Source organism: Kitasatospora sp. NPDC057015 (genome assembly GCF_042673745.1).
In the GTDB taxonomy this organism is placed as follows: Bacteria; Actinomycetota; Actinomycetes; order Streptomycetales; family Streptomycetaceae; genus Kitasatospora.
In genome coordinates this window covers 1-22374 of sequence record NZ_JBHUSG010000045.1, presented here as the reverse complement: position 1 = coordinate 22374, position 22374 = coordinate 1, and the positions used below count along the sequence as shown (strand labels likewise).

The window sequence follows — 22374 nt, the reverse complement described above, 5'->3', positions numbered from 1 at the left end:
GGTGAACCGCTCCCCGGGATGTCCGGCCGACTCGGTACGGTAGACCCATGGCTGACCCGTCCACCTACCGCCCCGCTCCGGGCGCGATTCCGACCTCACCCGGTGTCTACCGGTTCCGCGACGTCCACGGGCGGGTCATCTACGTCGGCAAGGCCAAGAGCCTGCGCCCGCGGCTGTCCTCCTACTTCCAGGACATCGCGAACCTGCACCCGCGCACGGCGACGATGGTCACCACGGCCGCCTCCGTCGAGTGGACGGTGGTCGGCACCGAGGTCGAGGCGCTGCAGCTGGAGTACTCCTGGATCAAGGAGTTCGACCCCCGTTTCAACGTCAAGTACCGGGACGACAAGAGCTATCCGGAGCTCGCGGTCACGCTGAACGAGGAGTTCCCGCGGGTCCAGGTGATGCGCGGGGCGCACAAGAAGGGCGTGCGCTACTTCGGCCCGTACGGGCACGCCTGGGCGATCCGCGAGACGGTCGACCTGCTGCTGCGGGTCTTCCCGGTCCGGACGTGCTCCAACGGCGTCTTCAAGCGGGCGGCCCAGGTCGGCCGGCCGTGCCTGCTCGGGTACATCGGCAAGTGCGCCGCCCCGTGCGTCGGCAAGATCTCGCAGGCCGAACACGTCGAGCTGGCAGAGGAGTTCTGCGACTTCATGGCCGGGCGCACCGGCAACCACCTGCGCCGGCTGGAAGAGCAGATGCGCGAGGCCGCCGCCGACATGGAGTACGAGAAGGCCGCCCGGCTGCGCGACGACATCGGCGCGCTCAAGCGGGCGATGGAGAAGAACGCCGTCGTCCTCGCGGACGGCACCGACGCCGACCTGCTGGCCCTCGCCGAGGACGAACTGGAGGCCGCCGTCCAGATCTTCCACGTCCGCGGCGGCCGGGTGCGCGGCCAGCGCGGCTGGGTCACGGACAAGGTCGAGGACGTCGACACGGCGGCGCTGGTCGAGCACGCCCTCCAGCAGCTCTACGGCGGCGGCGCGGAGAGCGTCCCGCGGGAGGTGCTGGTGCCGGCGCTGCCCGAGCCGGCCGGGCCGGTGCGGGAGTGGCTGAGCGGCCTGCGCGGCTCCCAGGTCGACCTGCGGGTGCCGCAGCGCGGCGACAAGAAGGACCTGATGGCCACGGTCGAGCGCAACGCCCAGCAGTCGCTGGCCCTGCACAAGACCAAGCGCGCCTCGGACCTGACCACCCGCAGCCGGGCCCTGCAGGAGATCGCCGAGGCGCTGGAGCTGGACTCCGTGCCGCTGCGCATCGAGTGCTTCGACATCTCGCACCTGCAGGGCGAGGACGTGGTCGCCTCGATGGTGGTGTTCGAGGACGGTCTGGCGCGCAAGAGCGAGTACCGCCGGTTCCAGATCAAGGGCTTCGAGGGCCAGGACGACGTCCGCTCGATGCACGAGGTGATCAGTCGCCGGTTCCGCCGCTACCTCCAGGAGCGCGAGCAGACCGGCGAGTGGGCGGTTCCGGAGGCCGACGACCCGGGGCAGCCGCCCGCCGCCGGGGGCGAGTTGCCGGCCGGCCCGATCGACCCCGAGACCGGCCGCCCGCGCCGCTTCGCCTACCCGCCGCAGCTGCTGGTGGTCGACGGCGGCCAGCCGCAGGTGGCCGCGGCCCGCCGCGCGCTCGACGAACTGGGTGTGGACGACGTCGCGCTGTGCGGCCTGGCCAAGCGCCTGGAGGAGGTCTGGCTGCCCGGCGAGGACGACCCGGTGGTCCTGCCGCGCAGCAGCGAGGGCCTGTACCTGCTGCAGCGGGTCCGTGACGAGGCGCACCGCTTCGCCATCTCGTACCAGCGCAACAAGCGTTCCAAGCGACTCACCGCGGGGGAGCTGGACTCCGTCCCCGGCCTGGGCGAGACTCGCCGCCAGGCCCTGCTCAAGCACTTCGGCTCGCTGAAGAAGCTGAGGGCGGCCACCGTGGACGAGCTCTGCGAGGTCCCGGGCATCGGCCGGCGCACCGCCGAGACTGTTGCGGCAGCGTTGGCCTCCCGTACACCCGCGGCGTTCGCGGTGAACACCGCCACCGGAGAGATCCTTGACAACGACGCCGACGACGCCGACGAGGGCGCCGTGGCCGGGGATGCCGCCGTGCGACCCACCGCAGCGCAACCCACCGCAGCGCAACCCGCCGCAGCGCGACCCACCGCAGTCCAACCCGCCGCAGCGCGACCCGCCGCGGTGGAACCCTCCGCAGTGCCGCCCGTCGCAGTGCCATCGACCGCAACACCACCGGAGACGCCATGACGGCCGGCGCCGCCCGTCAGCCCGTGCGGCCCGCCTTCACTCCCCAGGGTGACCTGGGGAAGCGCGGCGCCGCCCCGGGCGTTCTCCTCAGCAGAACCATTGAGAGCGGGGAACCGAAGTGACCGTGACAGACGTGGCCGAGACCGCGCCGGAGCTGGTGATCATCTCCGGCATGTCCGGAGCCGGCCGCTCCACGGCGGCGAAGTGCCTGGAGGACCTGGGCTGGTTCGTCGTCGACAACCTGCCGCCGGCCCTGATCCCGACCATGGTCGACCTCGGCGCGCGCTCCCAGGGCGCCGTCGCGAGGATCGGCGTCGTGGTCGACGTCCGCGGCCGCAAGTTCTTCGACGACCTGCTGACCTCGCTGGACGAGCTGGAGAAGCGCGGCGTGCGGATGCGCGTCGTCTTCCTGGACTCCTCGGACGACGCGCTGGTCCGCCGCTTCGAGAGCGTGCGCCGCCCGCACCCGCTGCAGGCCGAGGGCCGGATCGTGGACGGCATCGCCCAGGAGCGGGACCTGCTGCGCGAGCTGCGCGGCGAGGCCGACCTGGTGATCGACACCTCCAACCTCAACGTCCACCAGCTGCGGGCCAAGCTGGACGCCCAGTTCGCCGACCACAACGAGCCCGAGCTGCGCGCGACGGTGATGTCCTTCGGCTTCAAGTACGGCCTGCCGGTCGACGCCGACCTCGTGGTGGACTGTCGCTTCCTGCCGAACCCGCACTGGGTGCCCGAGCTGCGTGCGCGCACGGGCACCGACGCCGACGTCGCCGACTACGTGTTTCAGCAGCCCGGTGCGAACGAATTCCTTGACGGCTACACGGACCTGCTGCGTATCGTCACCGAGGGGTACCGCCGCGAGGGGAAGCGGTACATGACGCTTGCCGTAGGCTGCACCGGTGGCAAGCACCGCAGCGTGGCCATGTCCGAGCGGTTGACGAAGCGTCTCATCGCCGACGGCGTGGAGACGGTGCTCGTCCACCGGGACATGGGACGGGAGTAGCCGCGAGCCCTGCCGCCAGGCGGTGGGCGGCGGCAGGCAGAGGAAGCCGAGGTGGTTGTGGCGGGATACGTGCCCGGGCGGCAGCTCCAGAACAAGGCCGCCGACCGGTCGGCGGTCCCTTCACGCGCCACGACGGCGGGCAAGCCGCGCGCCAACGCCCCGAGGATCGCCGCGCTGGGCGGCGGGCAGGGCCTGTCGGCCTCCCTGTCGGCGCTGCGCAGGCTCACCACCGCCCTCACCGCGGTGGTCACGGTCGCGGACGACGGCGGCTCCAGCGGGCGGCTGCGCACCGAGCTCGGTGTGCTGCCGCCCGGTGACCTGCGCAAGGCGCTGGCGGCGCTCTGCGGGGACGACGAATGGGGCCGGACCTGGTCCGAGGTGATCCAGCAGCGTTTCAGCGGCACCGGTGAGCTCGGCGGCCACGCGGTCGGCAACCTGCTGATCGTCGCCCTCTGGGAGAAGCTCGGCGATCCGGTGGCGGCGCTGGACTGGGTCGGTCGACTGCTCAACGTGCAGGGCCGGGTGCTGCCGATGTCGGCCGTCCCGCTCGACATCGAGGCCGAGGTCCGGGGCCACGACCCGGCCCGGCCCGCGGAGCTGTCGCCCGTGCGCGGCCAGGCGAACGTCGCGGTGACCCCCGGTACGGTGCAGTCGATCCGGCTGCTGCCGGACGCGCCGCCGGCCGTCCCCGAGGCCGTCGCGGCCGTCCGGGAGGCCGACTGGGTCGTGCTCGGCCCGGGCTCCTGGTTCACCAGCGTGCTGCCGCACCTGCTCGTGCCGGACCTCGCGAGGGCGCTCGTCGAGACCCGCGCCCGGCGCCTGCTCACCCTGAATCTGGCCCCCCAGCCCGGCGAGACGGAGGGCTTCACCCCGCAGCGCCACCTGGAGGTGATCGCCGACCACGCCCCCGGGCTCGCCGTTGATGCGATCCTGGTGGACGAGCGGGCGGTCACCGGCGGCGCCTTCGGCGTCGCCGACCTGGCCGGCCTGGAGAAGGCGGCGGAGCGGATGGGCGCTGCCCTGGTGCTCGACCGGGTCGCCGCGGCGGACGGCACGCCGCGACACGACCGGGAGCTTCTGGCCGCGGCGTACGACCGGATTTTCCGGACACATGGAAGGATCGGCCCATGGCGATGACGGCAGCGGTGAAGGACGAAATCAGCCGGCTCCCCGTCACCCGGGCCTGCTGCCGCAAGGCGGAGGTTTCGGCGATCCTCAGGTTCGCGGGCGGCTTGCACATTGTGAGCGGCCGGATCGTGATCGAGGCTGAGCTGGACACCGGCGTGGCGGCGCGGCGACTGCGCAAGGATCTGCTGGAGATCTTCGGACACTCCTCCGACCTGGTGGTGATGGCCCCCGGCGGTCTGCGGCGCGGCAGCCGGTACGTGGTGCGGGTGGTCAAGGACGGCGAACTGCTCGCCCGGCAGACCGGGCTCGTGGACGGCAGGGGACGCCCGATCCGGGGGCTGCCCCCGGCGGTGGTCTCCGGTGCGACCTGCGACGCCGAGGCGGCGTGGCGCGGGGCGTTCCTGGCCCACGGCTCGCTGACCGAGCCCGGCCGGTCCTCCTCGCTGGAGATCACCTGCCCGGGGTCGGAGGCGGCGCTGGCGCTGGTCGGTGCGGCCCGGCGGCTCGGCATCCCGGCGAAGGCCCGCGAGGTGCGCGGGGTGGACCGGGTGGTGATCCGGGACGGCGACGCGATCGGCGCGCTGCTGACCCGACTGGGCGCGCACGAGTCGGTGCTGGCCTGGGAGGAGCGCCGGATGCGCCGCGAGGTGCGGGCCACCGCCAACCGGCTGGCCAACTTCGACGACGCCAACCTGCGCCGCTCGGCGCGCGCGGCGGTCGCCGCGGGCGCCCGGGTGCAGCGCGCGCTGGAGATCCTCGGTGACGAGGTGCCGGAGCACCTGGCGGCGGCCGGCCAGCTGCGGATGCAGCACAAGCAGGCCTCGCTGGAGGAGCTGGGTGCGCTCGCCGATCCGCCGCTGACCAAGGACGCGGTGGCCGGCCGGATCCGCCGGCTGCTGGCGATGGCCGACAAGCGGGCCTCCGAGCTCGGGCTTCCCAGCACCGAGGCGAACCTGACCGACGAGATGGCGCTCAGCTGAGCCGGGCCGGCTGATCTCACCTGTCGAACGGCTGGTGTCCCACATCGTGGACACCAGCCGTTTCGCATTCGAACTGTTCCCCAAGTCCCCTCCGGTGTCCGGCGACCGGCTCCGCGGGCGCCCGCGGCACAAGCCCTGCTCGGGCGCCCTTGACACGCCACGCCGCGGTGTCGGCCCAGGGCGATGTGCCCTCGCCGGTCTCGGAGAGGTAGGGTCATGGGTGGTCGGGGACATCCCATTTCCACCCCGTCGGCATAGTTCCGGCGTACCTAACAAGGAGATCGGTTCGTGACGATCCGGGTAGGCATCAACGGATTCGGCCGCATTGGCCGCAACTTCTTCCGCGCGGTTCGGGCCCAGGCCGCGGACATCGAGATCGTCGGTGTCAACGACCTGACCGACACCAAGACCCTGGCGCACCTGCTCAAGTACGACTCGATCCTGGGCACCCTCCAGGCCGAGGTCAGCCACACCGCTGACAGCATCACGGTCGACGGCAAGACCTTCAAGGTCATCGCCGAGCGCGACCCGGCCAACCTGCCCTGGGGCGACCTGGGCGTGGACATCGTGATCGAGTCGACCGGCATCTTCACCAAGGCCGACGCTGCGAAGAAGCACGTCACCGCCGGCGCGAAGAAGGTCATCATCTCGGCGCCCGCCACCGACGAGGACGTCACCATCGTCATGGGCGTCAACGACGACAAGTACGACGCCGCGAACCACACCGTCATCTCCAACGCCTCGTGCACCACGAACTGCGTGGCGCCGCTGGCGAAGGTGCTGCTGGAGAACTTCGGCATCGTCAAGGGTCTGATGACCACGGTGCACGCGTTCACCAACGACCAGGTCACGCTGGACTTCCCGCACAAGGACCTGCGTCGTGCGCGCGCCGCGTCGCTGAACATCATCCCGACCTCGACCGGTGCCGCCAAGGCCACCGCCCTGGTCATCCCCGAGCTCAAGGGCAAGCTGGACGGCACCTCGCTGCGCGTCCCGGTCCCCACCGGCTCGATCACCGACCTGGTCGTCACGCTGGAGCGCGACGTCACGGTCGAGGAGGTCAACGCGGCCTTCCAGAAGGCGGCGGAGGACGGCCCGCTCAAGGGCATCCTGCAGTACACCGAGGACCCGATCGTCTCCTCCGACATCGTGAACTCGCCGTTCTCCACGATCTTCGACTCGCTGATGACCATGGTCCAGGGCAACCAGGTCAAGGTCTTCGGCTGGTACGACAACGAGTGGGGCTACTCCAACCGCCTCGTCAACCTGACCACCCTCGTCGGTGGCCAGCTCTGACGCAGCGGGAGCTGACGTGAAGTGAGGAACAGGGCCCGGACGGCCGTGCGCGACCGTCCGGGCCTTGTTCCTTCGCGCCCCTGCGCCCGCGCCACCTCACCCGGCACCCTCGCTTCTCGGACCCGGCGGCCCGGCGTCGTGCCGTCGCCTCGTTCCACCTCTCCCCAGGAGACTCGAAGACCGTGAAGACCATCGAAGACCTCGACGTCGCCGGCAGGCGCGTGTTCGTCCGCGCCGACCTGAACGTCCCGCTCTCCAACGGGAGCATCACCGACGACGGCCGGATCCGTGCCGTCGCGCCGACCATCGTGAAGCTGCTGCAGGCCGGCGCCAAGGTGATCGTCGCGTCCCACCTCGGGCGCCCGAAGGGCGAGCCCGACCCCCAGTTCTCGCTCGCCCCCGTCGCGGTCCGCCTCGGCGAGATCCTCGGTGCGCCGGTCGCGTTCGCGACCGACACCGTGGGCGAGAGCGCGAAGGCCACCGTCGCCGCCCTGGCCGACGGCGAGGTCACGCTGCTGGAGAACCTGCGCTTCAACGCCGGCGAGACCGCCAAGGACGACGCCGAGCGCGGCGTCTTCGCGGACGCCCTGGCCGGCCTGGCCGACCTCTACGTCGGCGACGGCTTCGGCGCCGTGCACCGCAAGCACGCCTCGGTCTACGACCTGCCGGCCCGCCTGCCGCACGCCGTCGGCGACCTGATCGCCACCGAGGTCGGCGTGCTCAAGCGCCTCACCGAGGAGGTGGAGCGCCCGTACGTCGTCGTGCTCGGCGGCTCGAAGGTCTCCGACAAGGTCGGCGTGATCGACAACCTGCTGGGCAAGGCCGACCGCATCCTGGTCGGCGGCGGCATGGTGTTCACCTTCCTCGCGGCCCAGGGTCACGGGGTCGGCAGCTCGCTGCTGCAGGAGGACCAGATCCCGGTCGTCAAGGAGTACCTGAAGCGGGCGGAGGAGACCGGCGTCGAGTTCGTGCTGCCGGTCGACATCGCGGTGTCCGGGAGCTTCCCCGACGTCAAGGCGGGCGCCCCGGTCGAGGACTTCCAGGTCGTCGACGCCGACAAGATCCCGGACGGCGTGCTGGGCCTGGACATCGGCCCCAAGTCAGGCGAGCTGTTCGCCGCGAAGCTGGCTGACGCCAGGACGGTGTTCTGGAACGGCCCGGCCGGCGTGTTCGAGCACCCGGCGTTCGCCCCCGGCACCCGGGCGATCGCGCAGGCGCTGCTGGACAGTGACGCGTTCACCGTGGTCGGTGGCGGGGACTCCGCCGCCGCCGTCCGCATCCTGGGCTTCGACGAGACGAAGTTCGGGCACATCTCGACCGGCGGGGGCGCGAGCCTCGAATACCTGGAGGGCAAGACCCTCCCCGGTCTCGCCGCCCTGGAAGGCTGATCAATGACCGAGCGTCTCCCGCTGATGGCGGGCAACTGGAAGATGAACCTCAACCACCTTGAGGCCATCCAGCACACCCAGAAGCTGGCCTTCGCGCTGGCCGACAAGGACTACGAGGCGGTCGAGGTCGCGGTGCTCGCGCCGTTCACCGACCTGCGCTCGGTCCAGACCCTGGTCGACGGCGACAAGCTGAAAATCAAGTACGGCTCGCAGGACATCTCGGCCCACGACTCCGGTGCCTACACCGGCGAGGTCTCCGGCCCGATGCTCGCCAAGCTGAAGTGCACCTACGCGGCCATCGGCCACTCGGAGCGCCGCCAGTACCACGGCGAGAACGAGGAGATCGTCAACGCCAAGGTGAAGGCGGCCTACCGCAGCGGCATCACGCCGATCCTGTGCGTCGGCGAGCCCCTGGAGGTCCGCAAGGCGGGCACCCACGTCGCCCACACGCTGGCCCAGCTGGACGGCGCCCTGGACGGCGTCCCGGCCGCGGACGCCGAGAGCGTCGTCGTGGCGTACGAGCCCGTCTGGGCCATCGGCACCGGCGAGGTGGCGACCCCGGAGGACGCCCAGGAGGTCTGCGCGGCGATCCGCGCCCGCCTGGCCGAGCTGTACGACGGCGAGCTGGCCGCGAAGGTCCGCGTGCTCTACGGCGGTTCGGTGAAGGCCTCCAGCGCGGCCGGCCTGATGGCCAAGCCCGACGTGGACGGCGCCCTGATCGGCGGAGCCTCCCTGGACGCCGACGAGTTCGTCAGGATCGTGCGTTACCGTGAGCAGGCAGTAGGCTAACGCCGCTGCAGCAACGTAGGCTTTGGGGCCGGACCGCTCAGGGCGGTCCGGCCCCTTGCCGATGAACGAGAGAGTTGGTCCGCTGTGTTGGTTCTCGGGTTCTCCATCGCCCTGATCATCTTCAGCCTGCTGATGGTGCTCCTGGTGCTGCTGCACAAGGGCAAGGGCGGTGGCCTGTCCGACATGTTCGGCGGCGGCGCGATGTCCGCCGGCGGCGGTTCGGCCGTGGCCGAGCGCAACCTCGACCGCATCACCATCATCGTCGGGGTCGGCTGGTTCGCCTGCATCATGATTCTGGGCCTGGTGCTCAAGTACAAGAGCTGATGTTTCCTGCCCGAACAGCCTTTTCCGCGCATATCTGACGGCGCGTCGTCCGCCCGCCTATCCTGAGGGGGTGCCCGGTTCCGGGGCATTCCCGGAGGCGGTGCGGACAGATCCTTATCGGCTGCTTACACTGGGACAACTTCGCCACCGCCCGCAGGCCGTAGCCGGTCGGCAGTGGATACTGGCCGCGATCCGCACCCCGCGAGGGGCCCGGGTCTCCCTGTCCCAGGGTGTCGGCTGAGATCGCATCGCATCAGCACGCAGGGAGTCAGACCGTGGCAAGTGGCAACGCCATCCGTGGCAGCAGAGTCGGCGCCGGCCCGATGGGCGAGGCGGAGCGCGGCGAGTCCGCGCCCCGCAACCGGATCTCCTTCTGGTGCGCCAACAAGCACGAGACGCGCCCGAGCTTCGCCGCCGAGGCCGTCATCCCGGAGACCTGGGACTGCCCGCGCTGCGGCTTCCCGGCCGGCCAGGACGAGCACAACCCGCCGGCCCCGTCGCGCAACGAGCCGTACAAGACCCACCTCGCGTACGTCCGCGAGCGGCGCACCGACGCCGACGGCGAGGCGATCCTCGCCGAGGCGCTCGCCAAGCTGCGCGGCGAGATCTGAGTCCACCGCACCTCCACGAAGGGGGCCGGGCCACTGGCCCGGCCCCCTTCGCGCGTTCGCTGCGCCCCGGGGCCCCGCCGGGTGCGGTTCGACGGCGGGGCCCGACACCGTCCTCAAGGCCCACCGCGAACCGGAACGCGAGGGCTGGTCGCCCCGCGGCCGGGCGCCGGCACCTTCGTGCTGCGCTCGCCGGCCGGGGCGGAGTCCGCTGCGGACTCGCCCCTGCGGGCGGAGCCGGCCGCCTGGGCCCGCCGGGCCCGCGAGGCCGGCTCGGACCGGGAGGCGGGGCGTGGAGCCGCTGATCCGCCCGGCCCGGGCCGCCCTCGCCGTCCGGTGGGCCCGGCACCGGGTGGGCCGACGGTCGCCCGCACCGAACGCGGAAGGGGGCGGGCGCGGCTGCACCCACCTCCGTCCGTCACCGCCTAGGCCGAGGCCGGCGGGTACAGTTCGGGCGGCAGCTTCGACGCGGCGGACCGGTCGAGCAGCCAGAGCGTACGGCTGCGCCCGTACGCGCCGGAGGCGGGCGCCTGCAGTTCGCCCGGGCCGGAGAGGGCCAGTGCGACCGCGTCCGCCTTGTCCTCGCCGGCCGCGAGCAGCCAGACCTCGCGGGCGGCCCGGATCGCCGGCAGGGTGAGCGAGATCCTGGTCGGCGGGGGCTTGGGAGCCCCCCGGACGCCGATCACGGTCAGCTCGCCCTCCCGGACACCGGGGTGTTCGGGGAAGAGGGACGCCACATGGGTGTCCGGACCGACCCCGAGCAGGAGCACGTCGAAGGCCGGTACACCGAGCCGGTCGCCCGGCTCCGCGGCCGCGGCCAGCTCCTTGGCGTACCGGTCGGCCGCCGCCTCCACGTCGGAGCCGTCGGTGCCGTCCGAGGCCGGCATCTCGTGCACCCGCGCCGGGTCGACCGGCACCCGGTCCAGCAGCTCCGCCCTGGCCTGGACGACGTTGCGCTCCGTGTCCTCGGCGGGCAGGAAGCGCTCGTCACCCCACCAGAGGTCCAGCCGCCGCCAGTCCACCGCGTCCCGTGCCGGGGAGTCGGCGATCGCGGCGAGCAGTGCGTTGCCGTTGCGCCCGCCCGTCAGCACCACCGAGGCGGTGCCGCGGGCGGACTGCGCGTCGACGATGCGGGTGATCAGCCGGGCCGCCGCGGCCTGCGCCATCAGCTCCTTGTCCCGGTGGACCACCAGCTGCGGGACGGCGGCGGTCACGAGCCGGCCCGCTTGGTGGCGCGCTTGGCCGGTGCCTTCTTCGCCGCGGCGGCCGTCTTGCGGACCGGCGCCTTGGCGGCGGCCTTCGCCGGTGCCTCGGCCGCCTTCGCCGGTGCCTCGACGGGCTCGGCCGGCACCTTGGCGGTCACCCGGACGGGGGCGGCGGTGGCCGCCTCGACGGCCTTGGCGGCCTTGTCCGCGGCCGTCGTCTCGGCGTTGACCGGCTCGCGCAGCCGCTCGACCGGCGTGCGCACCGACGTCGCGTAGATGTCGTCCGGGTCCAGGCGGCGCAGCTCCTCGGCGATCAGCTCCGAGGTCTCGCGGCGCTTGAGCGCCACCTGGCGGTCCGGTGCGCCCGGCATGGACAGGGTGCCCATCAGGCCGTCCGGACGGTCGAGGGTGATGTCGCCGTCCTTGGTGCGCAGCGTCACCGAGGTGATGCCGGGGCCGCCGGTGACCACCCGCTCCACCGGGACGTGCAGCCGGGTGGTCAGCCAGAGGCCGAGCAGCTCGACGCTGGGGTTGTAGGACTCGCCCTCGACCACGGCGGAGGTGACCTTCGCCGGGCGCTGGTCCAGGGCGGCGGCCAGCATGGAGCGCCAGCCGGTGATCCGGGTCCAGGCCAGGTCGGTGTCGCCCGGGGTGTAGCTCTGGGCGCGCTGGGCGAGCTGGCCGACCGGCGACTCGGCGGTGACCGCGTCGGTGATCCGGCGCTGGGCGAGGGCGCCCAGCGGGTCCTGCGCGGGGTGGGCGGGGGAGTTCTCCGGCCACCACACCACCACCGGGGCGTCCGGCAGCAGCAGCGGCAGGACGACCGACTGGGCGTGCGCGGCGAGCTCGCCGTGCATGCGCAGGACGACCGTCTCGCCGGAGCCGGCGTCGGAGCCCACCAGGATCTCGGCGTCCAGGCGGGTCTCGGCGCGGGCCCGGGGCGAGCGCCCGGCGCGCTTGATCACCGCGAGGGTGCGCGAGGGGTGCTCGCGGGAGGCGTCGTTGGCGGCCTTGAGGGCGTCGTACGCGCTGCCCTCGTCGGTCACGATCACCAGGGTGAGCACCATGCCGGCGGCGCCCGCGCCACCGGCCCGCCGGGCGTCCATCAGGGCGGCGTTGATCTTGCTGGACGTGGTGTCCGTCAGGTCGATCTTCATGGCCGGCGCCAGCTCCTGCCGTCTCGTGCGAGCATCTCGTCCGCCTCCACCGGGCCCCAGGTCCCGGCGGGGTACTGCGCGGGCTTGCCGTGGGCGTCCCAGTACTTCTCGATCGGGTCGAGGATCTCCCAGGAGAGCTCGACCTCCTGGTGCCGGGGGAAGAGGTTGGCGTCACCGAGCAGGACGTCCAGGATGAGCCGCTCGTACGCCTCCGGGCTGGACTCGGTGAAGGACTCGCCGTAGGCGAAGTCCATCGTCACGTCCCGCACCTCGAAGGAGGTGCCCGGCACCTTGGAGCCGAACCGCACCGTGACGCCCTCGTCCGGCTGGACCCGGATGACCAGGGCGTTCTGCCCCAGCTCCTCGGTCGCGTAGGAGTCGAAGGGCAGGTACGGCGCCCGCTGGAAGACCACCGCGATCTCGGTCACCCGGCGGCCCAGGCGCTTGCCCGTGCGCAGGTAGAACGGGACGCCCGCCCAGCGGCGGTTGTTGATCTCCAGCTTGATGGCGGCGTAGGTGTCGGTCTTCGAGGCCGGGTTGATGCCGTCCTCGTCGAGGTACCCGACGACCTCCTCGCCGCCCTGCCAGCCGGCCGCGTACTGGCCGCGCACGGTGTGCTTGCCCAGGTCGGCGGGGAGCTTGACGGCGCTGAGCACCTTGAGCTTCTCGGCCACCAGCGCCTTCGGGTGGAAGGACGCCGGCTCCTCGATGGCGGTGAGCGCCATCAGCTGGAGCAGGTGGTTCTGGATCACGTCACGGGCCGAGCCGATGCCGTCGTAGTACCCGGCACGGCCGCCGATACCGATGTCCTCGGCCATGGTGATCTGCACGTGGTCGACGTACGACCGGTTCCAGATCGGCTCGAACATGGTGTTGGCGAAGCGCAGCGCCAGGATGTTCTGGACGGTCTCCTTGCCCAGGTAGTGGTCGATCCGGAAGACCTCGTCACGGGGGAAGACCTCGTGGACGATCCGGTTCAGCTCCTGGGCGCTCTCCAGGTCGTGGCCGAACGGCTTCTCGATCACCGCGCGGCGCCAGGAGCCCTGCGGGGGATCGGTCAGGCCGTGCTTCTTCAGCTGCTGGACGACCAGCGGGAAGAACTTCGGGGGCACCGAGAGGTAGAAGGCGAAGTTGCCGCCCGTCCCCTGCGCCTTGTCGAGCTCCTCGATGGTCTCGCGCAGCTGCTCGAAGGCGTCGTCGTCGCCGAAGTCGCCCTGGACGAAGCGCATGCCCTTGGCGAGCTGCTGCCACACCTCCTCGCGGAACGGCGTACGCGCGTGCTCCTTGACCGCGTCGTGCACCTCGCGCGCGAAGTCCTCGTCCTCCCACTCGCGGCGGGCGAACCCGATCAGCGAGAAGCCCGGCGGCAGCAGGCCGCGGTTGGCGAGGTCGTAGATGGCCGGCATGAGCTTCTTGCGGGACAGGTCGCCGGTGACCCCGAAAATGACCAGGCCGGACGGCCCCGCGATGCGCGGGAGCCGCCGGTCGGTGGGGTCACGGAGCGGGTTGACGGGTGCCGGTGGGGGGTCTCCCGCCTCGGCGTCCTGTGTCAACTCGGGGTAATCAGTGCTCACTTGATTGGCTCCGCTTTCAGTGCGCTGGTGTGAGCGGGGATCACTTCTCGGCTGCGAAGGAAGCCAGCGAGGCGGTGACGGTGTCGAGCAGCTCGTTCCAGGACTGCTCGAACTTCTCGACGCCCTCGTCCTCCAGCACCTGGACCACGTCGTCGTAGTCGACGCCGGCGGCGGCGATGGCGGCCATCACGGACGCGGCGTCGGCGTAGTTGTCGGTGATGGTGCCGGCGGTGACGACGCCGTGGTCGCCGGTGGCGTCCAGGGTGGCCTCGGGCATGGTGTTGACCGTGCCGGGGGCGACGAGCTCGGTGACGTACAGGGTGTCCGGCAGGGCCGGGTCCTTCACGCCGGTGGAGGCCCACAGCGGGCGCTGCGGGTTGGCGCCGGCGGCCTCCAGGGCCTTCCAGCGGGCGCCGGGGGCGGTGGTGCCGTCGACGGAGCCGAAGACCTCCTCGTACGCCTGGTAGGCGAGGCGGGCGTTGGCCAGCGCGGCCTTGGAGCGCAGCGCCTTGGCGTCGCCGCCGACCTTGTCGAGGCGCTTGTCGATCTCGGTGTCGACGCGCGACACGAAGAAGGAGGCGACGGACTCGATGGCGGAGAGGTCAAGGCCCTTGGCCTTGGCCTGCTCCAGGCCGGCCAGGTAGGCGTCGACCACGGCGCGGTAGCGCTCCAGCGAGAAGATCAGGGTGACGTTGACGCTGATGCCCTTGCCGATGACCTCGGTGATGGCGGGCAGGCCGGCCTTGGTGGCGGGGATCTTGATCAGCACGTTGGGGCGGTCGACCAGCCACCACAGCTGCTTGGCCTCGGCGATGGTCGCCGCGGTCTCGTGGGCCAGGCGCGGGTCGACCTCGATGGAGACCCGGCCGTCGCGGCCGTTGCTGGCGTCGTAGACCGGGCGCAGCACGTCGGCCGCGTCGCGGACGTCCGAGGTGGTGATCATGCGGACGGCCTCGTCCGTGGTGACCTTGCGGACGGCGAGGTCGCGCAGCTGGGCGTCGTAGGAGGTGTCGCCGCCGCCGATCGCCTTCTGGAAGATGGTGGGGTTGGTGGTGACGCCCACGACGTGCTTGTTCTGCACCAGCTCGGCCAGGTTGCCGGTGTTCAGCCGCTTGCGGCTGAGGTCGTCCAGCCAGATCGCCACGCCTTCGTCGCTGAGGCGCTTCAATGCGTCAGTCATGGTGCTCAGTCCTCTTCTTGGTCTTCTGCGTCTTTGAGTTCGTCGTACGGGCCGCGTACCCGGTGTGCGGCCGGGCACGCGGCGCGCTGTGCTGTGCACGGCCCCCGCGGCGGGTGAGCGGTCGCCCGCCGCGGGGGCGTGCACCCTCGCTAGCGGTTGACGGCTTCCAGCGAGCGCAGCGCGTTGTGCGCCTCGGCCACCACGGTCTCGCTGGTCAGGCCGAACTCCTGGAAGAGCACCTGGTAGTCGGCGGAGGCGCCGAAGTGCTCCAGGCTGACGATGCGGCCGTGGTCGCCGACCAGCTCGCGCCAGCCCTGCGCGATGCCGGCCTCGATGGAGACCCGGGCCTTGACGTCCGGCGGCAGCACGCTGTCGCGGTAGGCCTGGTCCTGCTCCTGGAACCACTCGAAGGACGGCAGCGAGACCACCCGGGTGTGGATGCCCTCGGCCTCCAGGACCTCGCGCGCCTTGACGGCGAGCTGGACCTCGGAGCCGGTGCCGAGCAGGATCACCTGCGGCACGCCGCTGGAGGCCTCGGCCAGGATGTAGCCGCCCCGGGCGGTGCCCTCGGCGGAGCCGAAGACCTCGCGGTCGTACGTCGGGACGTTCTGGCGGGTGAGGGCCAGGCCGACCGGGCCGGGGTGGCTGGTCTGGCGCTCGATGACGGTGCGCCAGGCGACGGCCGTCTCGTTGGCGTCGGCCGGGCGGACGATGGACAGGCCCGGGATGGCGCGAAGCGAGGCCAGGTGCTCCACCGGCTGGTGGGTCGGGCCGTCCTCGCCGAGGCCGATCGAGTCGTGCGTCCAGACGTAGGTGACCGGGAGCTTCATCAGGGCGGCCAGGCGCACGGCGGGGCGCATGTAGTCGGCGAAGACCAGGAAGGTGCCGCCGTACACGCGGGTGCGTCCGTGCAGGGCGATGCCGTTCATGGTGGAGCCCATGGCGTGCTCGCGGATGCCGAAGTGGATCGTCCGGCCGTACGGGGAGGCGCTCTTGAGCGGGTTGCCCTCGGGGAGGAAGGAGGACTCCTCGTCGATGGTGGTCAGGTTGGACTCCGCGAGGTCGGCCGAGCCGCCCCACAGCTCCGGGATGACCGCGCCGATCGCCTTGAGGGTCTCGCCGCTGGCCTTGCGGGTGGCGACGTCCTTGCCGGCCGGGAAGGACGGGATCTGCCTCTTCCAGCCCTCCGGCAGCTCGCCCGCCTGGATGCGGTCGAACTCGGCGGCGCGCGCGGGGTCGCCGGCCCGCCAGGCGGCGAAGCCCTTCTCCCACTCGGCCCGGTGGGCCTTGCCGCGGGTGACCACCTCGCGGGCGTGGGTGATGACCTCGTCGGTCACCTCGAAGGTCTCGTCGGGGTTGAAGCCGAGCACCTTCTTGGTGGCGGCGATCTCGGCCGCGCCGAGGGCGGAGCCGTGGGCCTTGGCGGTGTTCTGGGCGTCCGGGGCCGGCCAGGCGATGATCGTCCGCATGGCGATCATCGACGGGCGGGAGGTCTCGGCCTTGGCGGCGTCCAGTGCGGCGGCCAGCGCCGCCACGTCCACGTCGCCGTTCTCCTTCGGGGTGACGCGCTGGACGTGCCAGCCGTACGCCTCGTAGCGCTTGAGGACGTCCTCGGAGAAGGCGGTCTCGGTGTCGCCCTCGATCGAGATGTGGTTGTCGTCGTAGAGGGCGACGAGGTTGCCGAGCTTCTGGTGGCCGGCGAGGGAGGAGGCCTCGGCGGAGATGCCCTCCTCCAGGTCGCCGTCGGAGACGATGGCCCAGATGGTGTGGTCGAACGGCGAGGCGCCGGCGGCGGCCTGCGGGTCGAAGAGGCCGCGCTCGTAGCGGGCGGCCATCGCCATGCCGACGGCGTTGGCGATGCCCTGGCCGAGCGGACCGGTGGTGGTCTCCACGCCGGCGGTGTGGCCGTGCTCGGGGTGGCCGGGGGTGCGGCTGCCGGCGACCCGGAAGGCCTTGAGGTCGTCCAGCTCCAGGCCGTAGCCGGACAGGTAGAGCTGGGTGTAGAGCGTGAGGCTGGTGTGTCCGGGGGAGAGGACGAAGCGGTCGCGTCCCACCCAGGCGGGGTCGGTCGGGTCGTGGCGCAGGAAGCGCTGGAAGATCAGGTACGCCGCGGGGGCCAGCGACATGGCCGTCCCCGGGTGTCCGTTGCCGACCTTCTGTACTGCGTCCATGGCCAGGACACGGGCCGTGTCGACCGTACGCTCGTCCAGCTCGGTCCACTCGAATGCGTTCGTCGGCGTGGTGCTCACCCTAGTCTCAGGGCTCCTTCCGTATTGAAGAGTGACCCCGTGAAGGGGACCGGGTCGGCCACGTCGCTGTGGACCAGACGTTTGGGTGGTGCCGGTCACGGAGGGTAGATCCCGCTTCTCTGTGCGAGCCTACCGTTTGGGCCGGGGCTCACCCTCCGTGCTGGGTCAACCGGGCCTTGCGGGTCGCCATTCCCGGACGCGCGGACAGGGGCTTTGTCCACACTCGTCCCTTTTCCCGGCGGCTGCCTCTCCGGACGGCAGGACGGGCGAGCCCCGCGGCGCCGCCGACCGCCCCGGCCCCGCCGCGCACCGCCCCGCGGAGCCCGTTCACCCAGCGGTGTGCGTTCCGCCCCGCCGGGGGACCCCGAGGCCGGTCGGGAGATATGGAGCGTCTAAGGTGGCGTGGTACGCGCAGAGCGGACGAATTCGGCACCTTTGGTCCGGTGGACGCCTGCGAGGATTTTTCTTCAGTTGGGGTGTTAGTGACCGCCGTCGAATCCCGCCCCGCCGGGGTCACCGGTGCGACGCATGCGCACCGGCCGTTCGGGGCCCGTGTCGGCGCGTTCGTCGCCCTGACCAAGCCCCGGATCATCGAGCTGCTGCTGATCACCACCGTGCCGGTGATGTTCCTGGCGCAGCGCGGTGTGCCGGACCCGCTGCTGGTGCTGGAGGTCGTCGTCGGCGGCTACCTGTCGGCCGGCGGCGCCAACGCCCTCAACATGTACATCGACCGCGACATCGACGCGGTGATGTCCCGCACCGAGCGCCGGCCGCTGGTGACCGGCATGGTCTCGCCGCCCGAGGCGCTGGTCTTCGGCATCGCGCTGGCGGTCGTCTCGACCCTGTGGCTGGGCCTGCTGGTCAACTGGCTCTCCTCCGGGCTGGCCCTGGCGGCGCTGCTGTTCTACGTCTTCGTCTACACCCTCGGGCTCAAGCGGCGCACGGCGCAGAACATCGTCTGGGGCGGCATCGCCGGCTGCATGCCGGTGTTCGTCGGCTGGGCGGCCGTCGACAACTCGGTCTCCTGGTCCGCCCTGGTGCTGTTCCTGGTCATCTTCTTCTGGACGCCGCCGCACTACTGGCCGCTGTCGATGAAGGTCCGTGAGGACTACGCCAAGGCCGGCGTGCCGATGCTGCCGGTGATCAAGGGCAACCTGGCGGTCGCCAAGCAGATCGTGGCCTACTCCTGGGTGATGGTGGCCGTCTCGCTGGCCCTGTGGCCGCTCGCCGACACCAGCCTGCTGTACCCCGCCGCCGCCCTGGTGCTCGGCGCCGCCTGGCTGAAGGAGGCGCACGGCCTGTACAACCGGGCCAAGGCCGGCCTGGTGGGCGCCAAGCTCAAGGAGATGCGGCTGTTCCACTGGTCGATCACCTACCTGACGCTGCTCTTCGTGGTCATCGCCGTGGACCCCTTCATCGGGTAGTCGCCCGTCGGGTGGTCCCGCGGGATCCGCACCGAGGCCCCGCCGTCCCCGGATGGCGGGGCCTCGCGCCGTCCGCGGGCGGGCCCGCCGTCCGGCCGGGGCCCGGGCCGCCGCGTCCGTGCCATGCTGGGTGGTCGTTCCGGCGCCCGACGCGCCGGCCGGAGCGGAGGTCGACATGCAGGACGTACGGCTGGAACCCTGGGCGGAGGACGACCTCTGGCTGCTGCGGCAGACCAACGCGCCGGAGATGACCGAGCACCTGGGCGGCCCGGAGACCGAGCAGCAGCTGCTCGACCGGCACCGGCGGTACGTGGACCTGCCCGGCACCGGCCGGGGGCGGATGTTCACCGTCCACCTCGCGGGCGAGGAGCGGGCGGCCGGCAGCATCGGGTTCTGGGAGACCGTCTGGCGCGGCGAGAAGGTCTACGAGACCGGCTGGGCCGTCCTGCCCGGATTCCAGGGCCGGGGCGTCGCGGTGGCCGCGGCCAGGGCCGTGATCGCCGCCGTACGGGCCGAGGAGCGCCACCGGGAGCTGCACGCCTTCCCCTCGGTCGGCAACCCCGCGTCCAACGCCATCTGCCGCCGGGCCGGGTTCACCCTGCTCGACGAGTGCGAGTTCGAGTACCCGAAGGGCAGTTTCATGCGCTGCAACGACTGGTGCCTCGACCTGACGGCCCCGGCGGCACCCGCGGCCCGGGCCTGACCGCAGGCGCCGTTCCGGCCGAGGTGGGGGCCCGACCGGAGGCCCGGTCGGAACAGGAGCGGGGGGAGGCGCGGCGGTGTGGCCCGCCGCACACGGCGCTGCCGTCGCGAGTCCCGCTACCGATCGGTAGCATGCGGGCATGAGCAGCGCAGAGACCGCCACCCCCGCCGCGACCGACGCCCGCGCCGAGCGCCGTGCCAAGCGCATCGCCAAGCACCTCACCAGCTTCGCCGCCCAGCACGGCGGCAGCGCCGAGGGCGTCGTCGAGTACGTCGGCCGCACCGCGACCCGGATCGTCGTGGTCGGTGCGGACGGCACCTGGGGCGACCAGGTCGCCCCGACCTACGCCGTCGGCCTGCGGGCCGCCGAACTCGCCGGCCTCACGGTGCACGACACCTTCGAGGGCGAGCTCGGCCTGCGGGTGAAGACCGGCTCCTACGAGTGGAAGCGGATGGCGGGCATCCAGCTCGGCGGCTGAGTCCGCCGCCCGCAACGACCGGGGCCCGGGTCGTACGGCGGGTCAGACGGCGGCCGCGGCCGGGGTCCGGTCGGGCAGCGGGGCGCCGGCCGGCTCCTGCGTGCGCGTCCGAAGCGCGAGCGGGATGCGCAGCGCGGCGATCCAGGTCAGCGTGGCGCCCAGCATGTGCACCCCGACCAGCAGCTCCGGCACGTGGGTGAAGTACTGGACGAAGCCCAGCACGCCCTGGACGAGCAGCACCGCGAGCAGCTCGCGGGCCCGGGCCCGGGCGGCCGGCGGCACCTTGACGGCGGCGAACACGAAGAGCACCGCGACCGCCAGGCCGACCGAGACGAAGGCCAGGTCGGCGTGCACCTGCGCGAGCCGGTCGTAGTCCAGCGGGATCCGCGGCACCATCCGGTTGTCCGTCGGCGTGCCCGGGTGGTGCCCCGCCCCCGTCACCAGGGTGCCGGCCGCCACCAGTAGTCCGACGACCCCCACCAGCACGTACGCGAGCTGGGTGATCGGCCGCGCGACCGAGGGCCGAGGTGCGCCGTCGCCCTCCTTCGAGCGCTCCCACATCAGGGTCGCGACCCAGACCAGCGCCATCGCGGAGATCAGGTGCACGGCCACCGTGTACGGGTTGAGGCCGGTCAGCACGGTGATGCCGCCGATCACGGCGTTGCTCATCACCAGCCAGAACTGCGCCCAGCCGAGCCGGGTGAGGCTCCGTCGCCACGGGAGGGCGCAGCGCGCCGCCAGGATCGCCCAGCCGATCGCCGCGCACAGCACGTACGTCAGCATCCGGTTGGTGAACTCGATGACCCCGTGCAGGCCCATCTCGGGGGTCGGCGTCAGGCTCTCGCCGGTGCAGCTCGGCCAGGTCGTGCAGCCGAGGCCGGAGGCGGTGAGCCGGACGGCCCCGCCGGTGACCACGATCACGATGCTCATCACCAGGGCGGCGAGCGCGGCCCGCCGTACGACGACGGCGGAGGGCTGCCAGCGTTCGGCGAGAAGAGAGGAAGGGGTACGCACGGATTCATCCTAGATTGCACGGTGGGCGATCTTCCGGCGGGGCCGTCGGGTGCGGCGCCGTGCCCGTGGCGGCCCCGGGCCCGCGGTCGTAAACGTGATCAACCGGGCAATGCGGACAGAGGTCTCGACCACTGCGAGCAAAGGTCTTGACCATTCGCCGGTTTGGCCGTAAGAGTGCGATTGGTCCACACCTGTGGATCTCTCCCACCCCGCACCCACAGCGGAGATCCTGCACATGCGCATATCCGTACCCGCCGTCGCCCTCGCGCTCGGCGGTTCCCTGGCCCTGGGCGCCTTCCTCGCCCCGGCCTCCCAGGCGGCCCCGGCCGGCCAGCAGTGCCAGAGCCTGGGCGTCGCCAACCTCTACGGCGAGTTCGTCGAGGGCGACGACACCCACACGCCCGACGCCGAGGGCGCGGTCGCGATCGGCGGCAACGCCGACTTCACCGGCGGCTTCACCGTCGGCCAGGAGCTGACCCCGGCACAGGTGGCGGCGCTCCCCGGCGGCAACGCGCTGGTCGTCGCCGGCAACATCACCGGCACCAACACGCAGGTGATGAAGGGCAACGGCAGCTACGCCGGGACCCTCACCGGCGTCCTCGACGCCCACCAGGGCAAGATCGCCAAGGGGCCGTCCCCGATCGACTTCGCTGCCGAGTTCACCAAGCTGCGCGCCGCCTCCGCCGCCCTCGCCGCCGCCCCCGCGACGGCCGGGGCCAAGGTCGAGACCGACGGCACCCGCCTCACCCTGACCGGCACCGACGCCTCGGTGAACAGCTTCACCGTCCCCGCCGCGACCCTCCAGGCCGCGAAGGAGGTGTACGTCCACGTCCCGGCCGGCGCCTCCACCATCGTCAACGTCACCGGTGCCGGCTACGACATGGCCGCCGCCGGCACCACCGGCTTCTTCCTCTGGGACGCGGACACCAAGGGCTACGTCCTCGACGACAAGCTGCAGTCCGCCTCCGGCGGCGCCGTGCGCGCAAAGCTGCTCTGGAACTTCCCGACCGCCACCAAGGTCGTCAAGAACAGCGCCGCCGCCTGGGCCGGCAGCGTGCTCGCCCCGAACGCCGCCTTCGACCTCGGCAGCGGCGGCCCGGTCAACGGCTCGGTCATCGCCAAGTCGCTCACCGGCAAGGGCGGCGCGGAGACGCACCACTACCCCTTCACCGGCTGCCTGCCCGCCGAGGTGCCCCCGGTCGTCGTCCCGACCACCCCGGGCGTTCCCGCACCGGGCACCTCCGCCCCGACCACCCCGGGCGCCTCGACCCCGGCCATCACGCCGGCCACCACCCCCGGCGGCACGCCCAAGCCCTCGCCCAGCGCGAGCGGCAGCGCCCCGGCCGTGCCGGGCGTCGTCCCGAGCCCGAGCGCCAGCCCCTCGGCCACCCCGAGCACCGGTGGCGGCCTGGCCCTCACCGGCGCCGGCGGCGCCCTCCCGATCGCGATCGGCGGCGTGGTCGTCCTCGCGGCCGGCGGCGCCATCGTGGTCGCCAGCCGCCGCCGGGCGGCGGGCCGGGCCTGACGGCGGAACAGCCGAACGCGTCGGTGGCCCCGCGGGCCGGGGCGGGCGCCGGGGGCCCCCCGCGGGGGGGGCGCCGAAACCCCCGGCCGGCGTGGGGGGGTGG

Annotated in this window: 19 protein-coding genes; 13 read left to right on the top strand and 6 right to left on the bottom strand. The window is 72.3% G+C overall.

Translation table 11 applies throughout. The features are described from left to right. Nucleotides 1-47 precede the first annotated feature (47 nt). The 9 genes from uvrC (at nt 48) to ACFTWP_RS31875 (ending at nt 9765) form a co-directional block, all read left to right on the top strand. Nucleotides 48-2246 carry an excinuclease ABC subunit UvrC gene (gene uvrC, locus ACFTWP_RS31915; RefSeq protein ID WP_380268444.1) on the top strand — a complete coding sequence of 733 codons (2199 nt, stop codon included), beginning with the start codon at nt 48-50 and terminating at the stop codon, nt 2244-2246. A gap of 172 nt (nt 2247-2418) precedes the next feature. Next, the gene (rapZ, locus tag ACFTWP_RS31910) at nt 2419-3249 is read left to right on the top strand and encodes an RNase adapter RapZ (RefSeq protein ID WP_380268496.1); all 831 of its coding nucleotides are present in this window, start codon (nt 2419-2421) and stop codon (nt 3247-3249) included. Between the two features lie 57 nt (nt 3250-3306). Continuing rightward, nucleotides 3307-4386: a uridine diphosphate-N-acetylglucosamine-binding protein YvcK gene (gene yvcK / locus ACFTWP_RS31905; protein WP_380268495.1), complete on the top strand. Its 1080-nt coding sequence runs from the start codon at nt 3307-3309 to the stop codon at nt 4384-4386. After that, nucleotides 4377-5357 (top strand): DNA-binding protein WhiA, encoded by a 981-nt coding sequence (whiA, locus tag ACFTWP_RS31900; protein WP_073928888.1) that lies wholly within the window; start codon nt 4377-4379, stop codon nt 5355-5357. The genes yvcK and whiA overlap by 10 nt, the downstream gene beginning before the upstream one ends. A 288-nt stretch (nt 5358-5645) precedes the next feature. Next, a complete protein-coding gene (gap, locus tag ACFTWP_RS31895; RefSeq protein WP_380268443.1) occupies nt 5646-6653 on the top strand; it encodes a type I glyceraldehyde-3-phosphate dehydrogenase in 1008 nt (335 codons plus the stop codon). A gap of 182 nt (nt 6654-6835) precedes the next feature. Next, nucleotides 6836-8041 (top strand): phosphoglycerate kinase, encoded by a 1206-nt coding sequence (locus ACFTWP_RS31890; protein WP_380268442.1) that lies wholly within the window; start codon nt 6836-6838, stop codon nt 8039-8041. A 3-nt stretch (nt 8042-8044) separates the two neighbouring features. After that, on the top strand, nt 8045-8830 hold the full coding sequence (gene tpiA / locus ACFTWP_RS31885; protein WP_380268441.1) for a triose-phosphate isomerase: 786 nt from the start codon (nt 8045-8047) through the stop codon (nt 8828-8830). Nucleotides 8831-8917: 87 nt separating this feature from the next. After that, nucleotides 8918-9154: a preprotein translocase subunit SecG gene (secG, locus tag ACFTWP_RS31880; protein ID WP_380268494.1), complete on the top strand. Its 237-nt coding sequence runs from the start codon at nt 8918-8920 to the stop codon at nt 9152-9154. Nucleotides 9155-9429: 275 nt separating this feature from the next. Further along, nucleotides 9430-9765 carry an RNA polymerase-binding protein RbpA gene (locus ACFTWP_RS31875; RefSeq protein ID WP_207811681.1) on the top strand — a complete coding sequence of 112 codons (336 nt, stop codon included), beginning with the start codon at nt 9430-9432 and terminating at the stop codon, nt 9763-9765. A gap of 422 nt (nt 9766-10187) precedes the next feature. Here ACFTWP_RS31875 and pgl read toward each other — a convergent pair whose 3' ends face one another. The 5 genes from pgl to tkt form a co-directional block, all read right to left on the bottom strand. Continuing rightward, nucleotides 10188-10976: a 6-phosphogluconolactonase gene (gene pgl, locus ACFTWP_RS31870; RefSeq protein ID WP_380268440.1), complete on the bottom strand. Its 789-nt coding sequence runs from the start codon at nt 10974-10976 to the stop codon at nt 10188-10190. Continuing rightward, the gene (opcA, locus tag ACFTWP_RS31865) at nt 10973-12124 is read right to left on the bottom strand and encodes a glucose-6-phosphate dehydrogenase assembly protein OpcA (protein WP_380268439.1); all 1152 of its coding nucleotides are present in this window, start codon (nt 12122-12124) and stop codon (nt 10973-10975) included. The genes pgl and opcA overlap by 4 nt, the downstream gene beginning before the upstream one ends. Continuing rightward, complete coding sequence (zwf, locus tag ACFTWP_RS31860; RefSeq protein WP_380268493.1) at nt 12121-13677, bottom strand: glucose-6-phosphate dehydrogenase; 1557 nt, start codon at nt 13675-13677, stop codon at nt 12121-12123. Before zwf ends, opcA begins: the two co-directional genes overlap by 4 nt. A gap of 61 nt (nt 13678-13738) precedes the next feature. Next, the gene (gene tal / locus ACFTWP_RS31855; RefSeq protein WP_380268438.1) at nt 13739-14878 is read right to left on the bottom strand and encodes a transaldolase; all 1140 of its coding nucleotides are present in this window, start codon (nt 14876-14878) and stop codon (nt 13739-13741) included. A 149-nt stretch (nt 14879-15027) separates the two neighbouring features. Further along, on the bottom strand, nt 15028-17127 hold the full coding sequence (gene tkt / locus ACFTWP_RS31850) for a transketolase (protein ID WP_380268437.1): 2100 nt from the start codon (nt 17125-17127) through the stop codon (nt 15028-15030). A gap of 482 nt (nt 17128-17609) precedes the next feature. On the opposite strand from tkt, the gene ACFTWP_RS31845 reads away from it, so the two are divergent. From ACFTWP_RS31845 to ACFTWP_RS31835, 3 genes are all read left to right on the top strand, one after another. Beyond that, nucleotides 17610-18551, top strand: a complete 942-nt coding sequence (locus ACFTWP_RS31845) for a heme o synthase (protein WP_380268436.1) — start codon at nt 17610-17612, stop codon at nt 18549-18551. Between the two features lie 175 nt (nt 18552-18726). Next, nucleotides 18727-19254: a GNAT family N-acetyltransferase gene (locus ACFTWP_RS31840; RefSeq protein WP_380268435.1), complete on the top strand. Its 528-nt coding sequence runs from the start codon at nt 18727-18729 to the stop codon at nt 19252-19254. A 139-nt stretch (nt 19255-19393) separates the two neighbouring features. Further along, nucleotides 19394-19732 carry a hypothetical protein gene (locus tag ACFTWP_RS31835; protein ID WP_380268434.1) on the top strand — a complete coding sequence of 113 codons (339 nt, stop codon included), beginning with the start codon at nt 19394-19396 and terminating at the stop codon, nt 19730-19732. 42 nt (nt 19733-19774) lie between these two features. On the opposite strand, the gene ACFTWP_RS31830 is transcribed toward ACFTWP_RS31835, so the two are convergent. Then, complete coding sequence (locus ACFTWP_RS31830; RefSeq protein WP_380268433.1) at nt 19775-20746, bottom strand: heme A synthase; 972 nt, start codon at nt 20744-20746, stop codon at nt 19775-19777. Between the two features lie 235 nt (nt 20747-20981). Here ACFTWP_RS31830 and ACFTWP_RS31825 point away from each other — a divergent pair, with 235 nt between their 5' ends. Beyond that, a complete protein-coding gene (locus ACFTWP_RS31825; RefSeq protein WP_380268432.1) occupies nt 20982-22271 on the top strand; it encodes a choice-of-anchor A family protein in 1290 nt (429 codons plus the stop codon). The last annotated feature ends 103 nt before the right edge of the window (nt 22272-22374 follow it).

Coding starts and splice junctions, on each gene's coding strand:
- rapZ (WP_380268496.1), top strand. CDS start 2,419: ATGTCCGGAGCCGGCCGCTCCACGGCGGCGAAGTGCCTGGAGGACCTG.
- opcA (WP_380268439.1), bottom strand. CDS start 12,124: ATGAAGATCGACCTGACGGACACCACGTCCAGCAAGATCAACGCCGCC.
- tal (WP_380268438.1), bottom strand. CDS start 14,878: ATGACTGACGCATTGAAGCGCCTCAGCGACGAAGGCGTGGCGATCTGG.
- ACFTWP_RS31835 (WP_380268434.1), top strand. CDS start 19,394: ATGAGCAGCGCAGAGACCGCCACCCCCGCCGCGACCGACGCCCGCGCC.
- whiA (WP_073928888.1), top strand. CDS start 4,377: ATGGCGATGACGGCAGCGGTGAAGGACGAAATCAGCCGGCTCCCCGTC.
- ACFTWP_RS31840 (WP_380268435.1), top strand. CDS start 18,727: ATGCAGGACGTACGGCTGGAACCCTGGGCGGAGGACGACCTCTGGCTG.
- ACFTWP_RS31825 (WP_380268432.1), top strand. CDS start 20,982: ATGCGCATATCCGTACCCGCCGTCGCCCTCGCGCTCGGCGGTTCCCTG.
- uvrC (WP_380268444.1), top strand. CDS start 48: ATGGCTGACCCGTCCACCTACCGCCCCGCTCCGGGCGCGATTCCGACC.
- tpiA (WP_380268441.1), top strand. CDS start 8,045: ATGACCGAGCGTCTCCCGCTGATGGCGGGCAACTGGAAGATGAACCTC.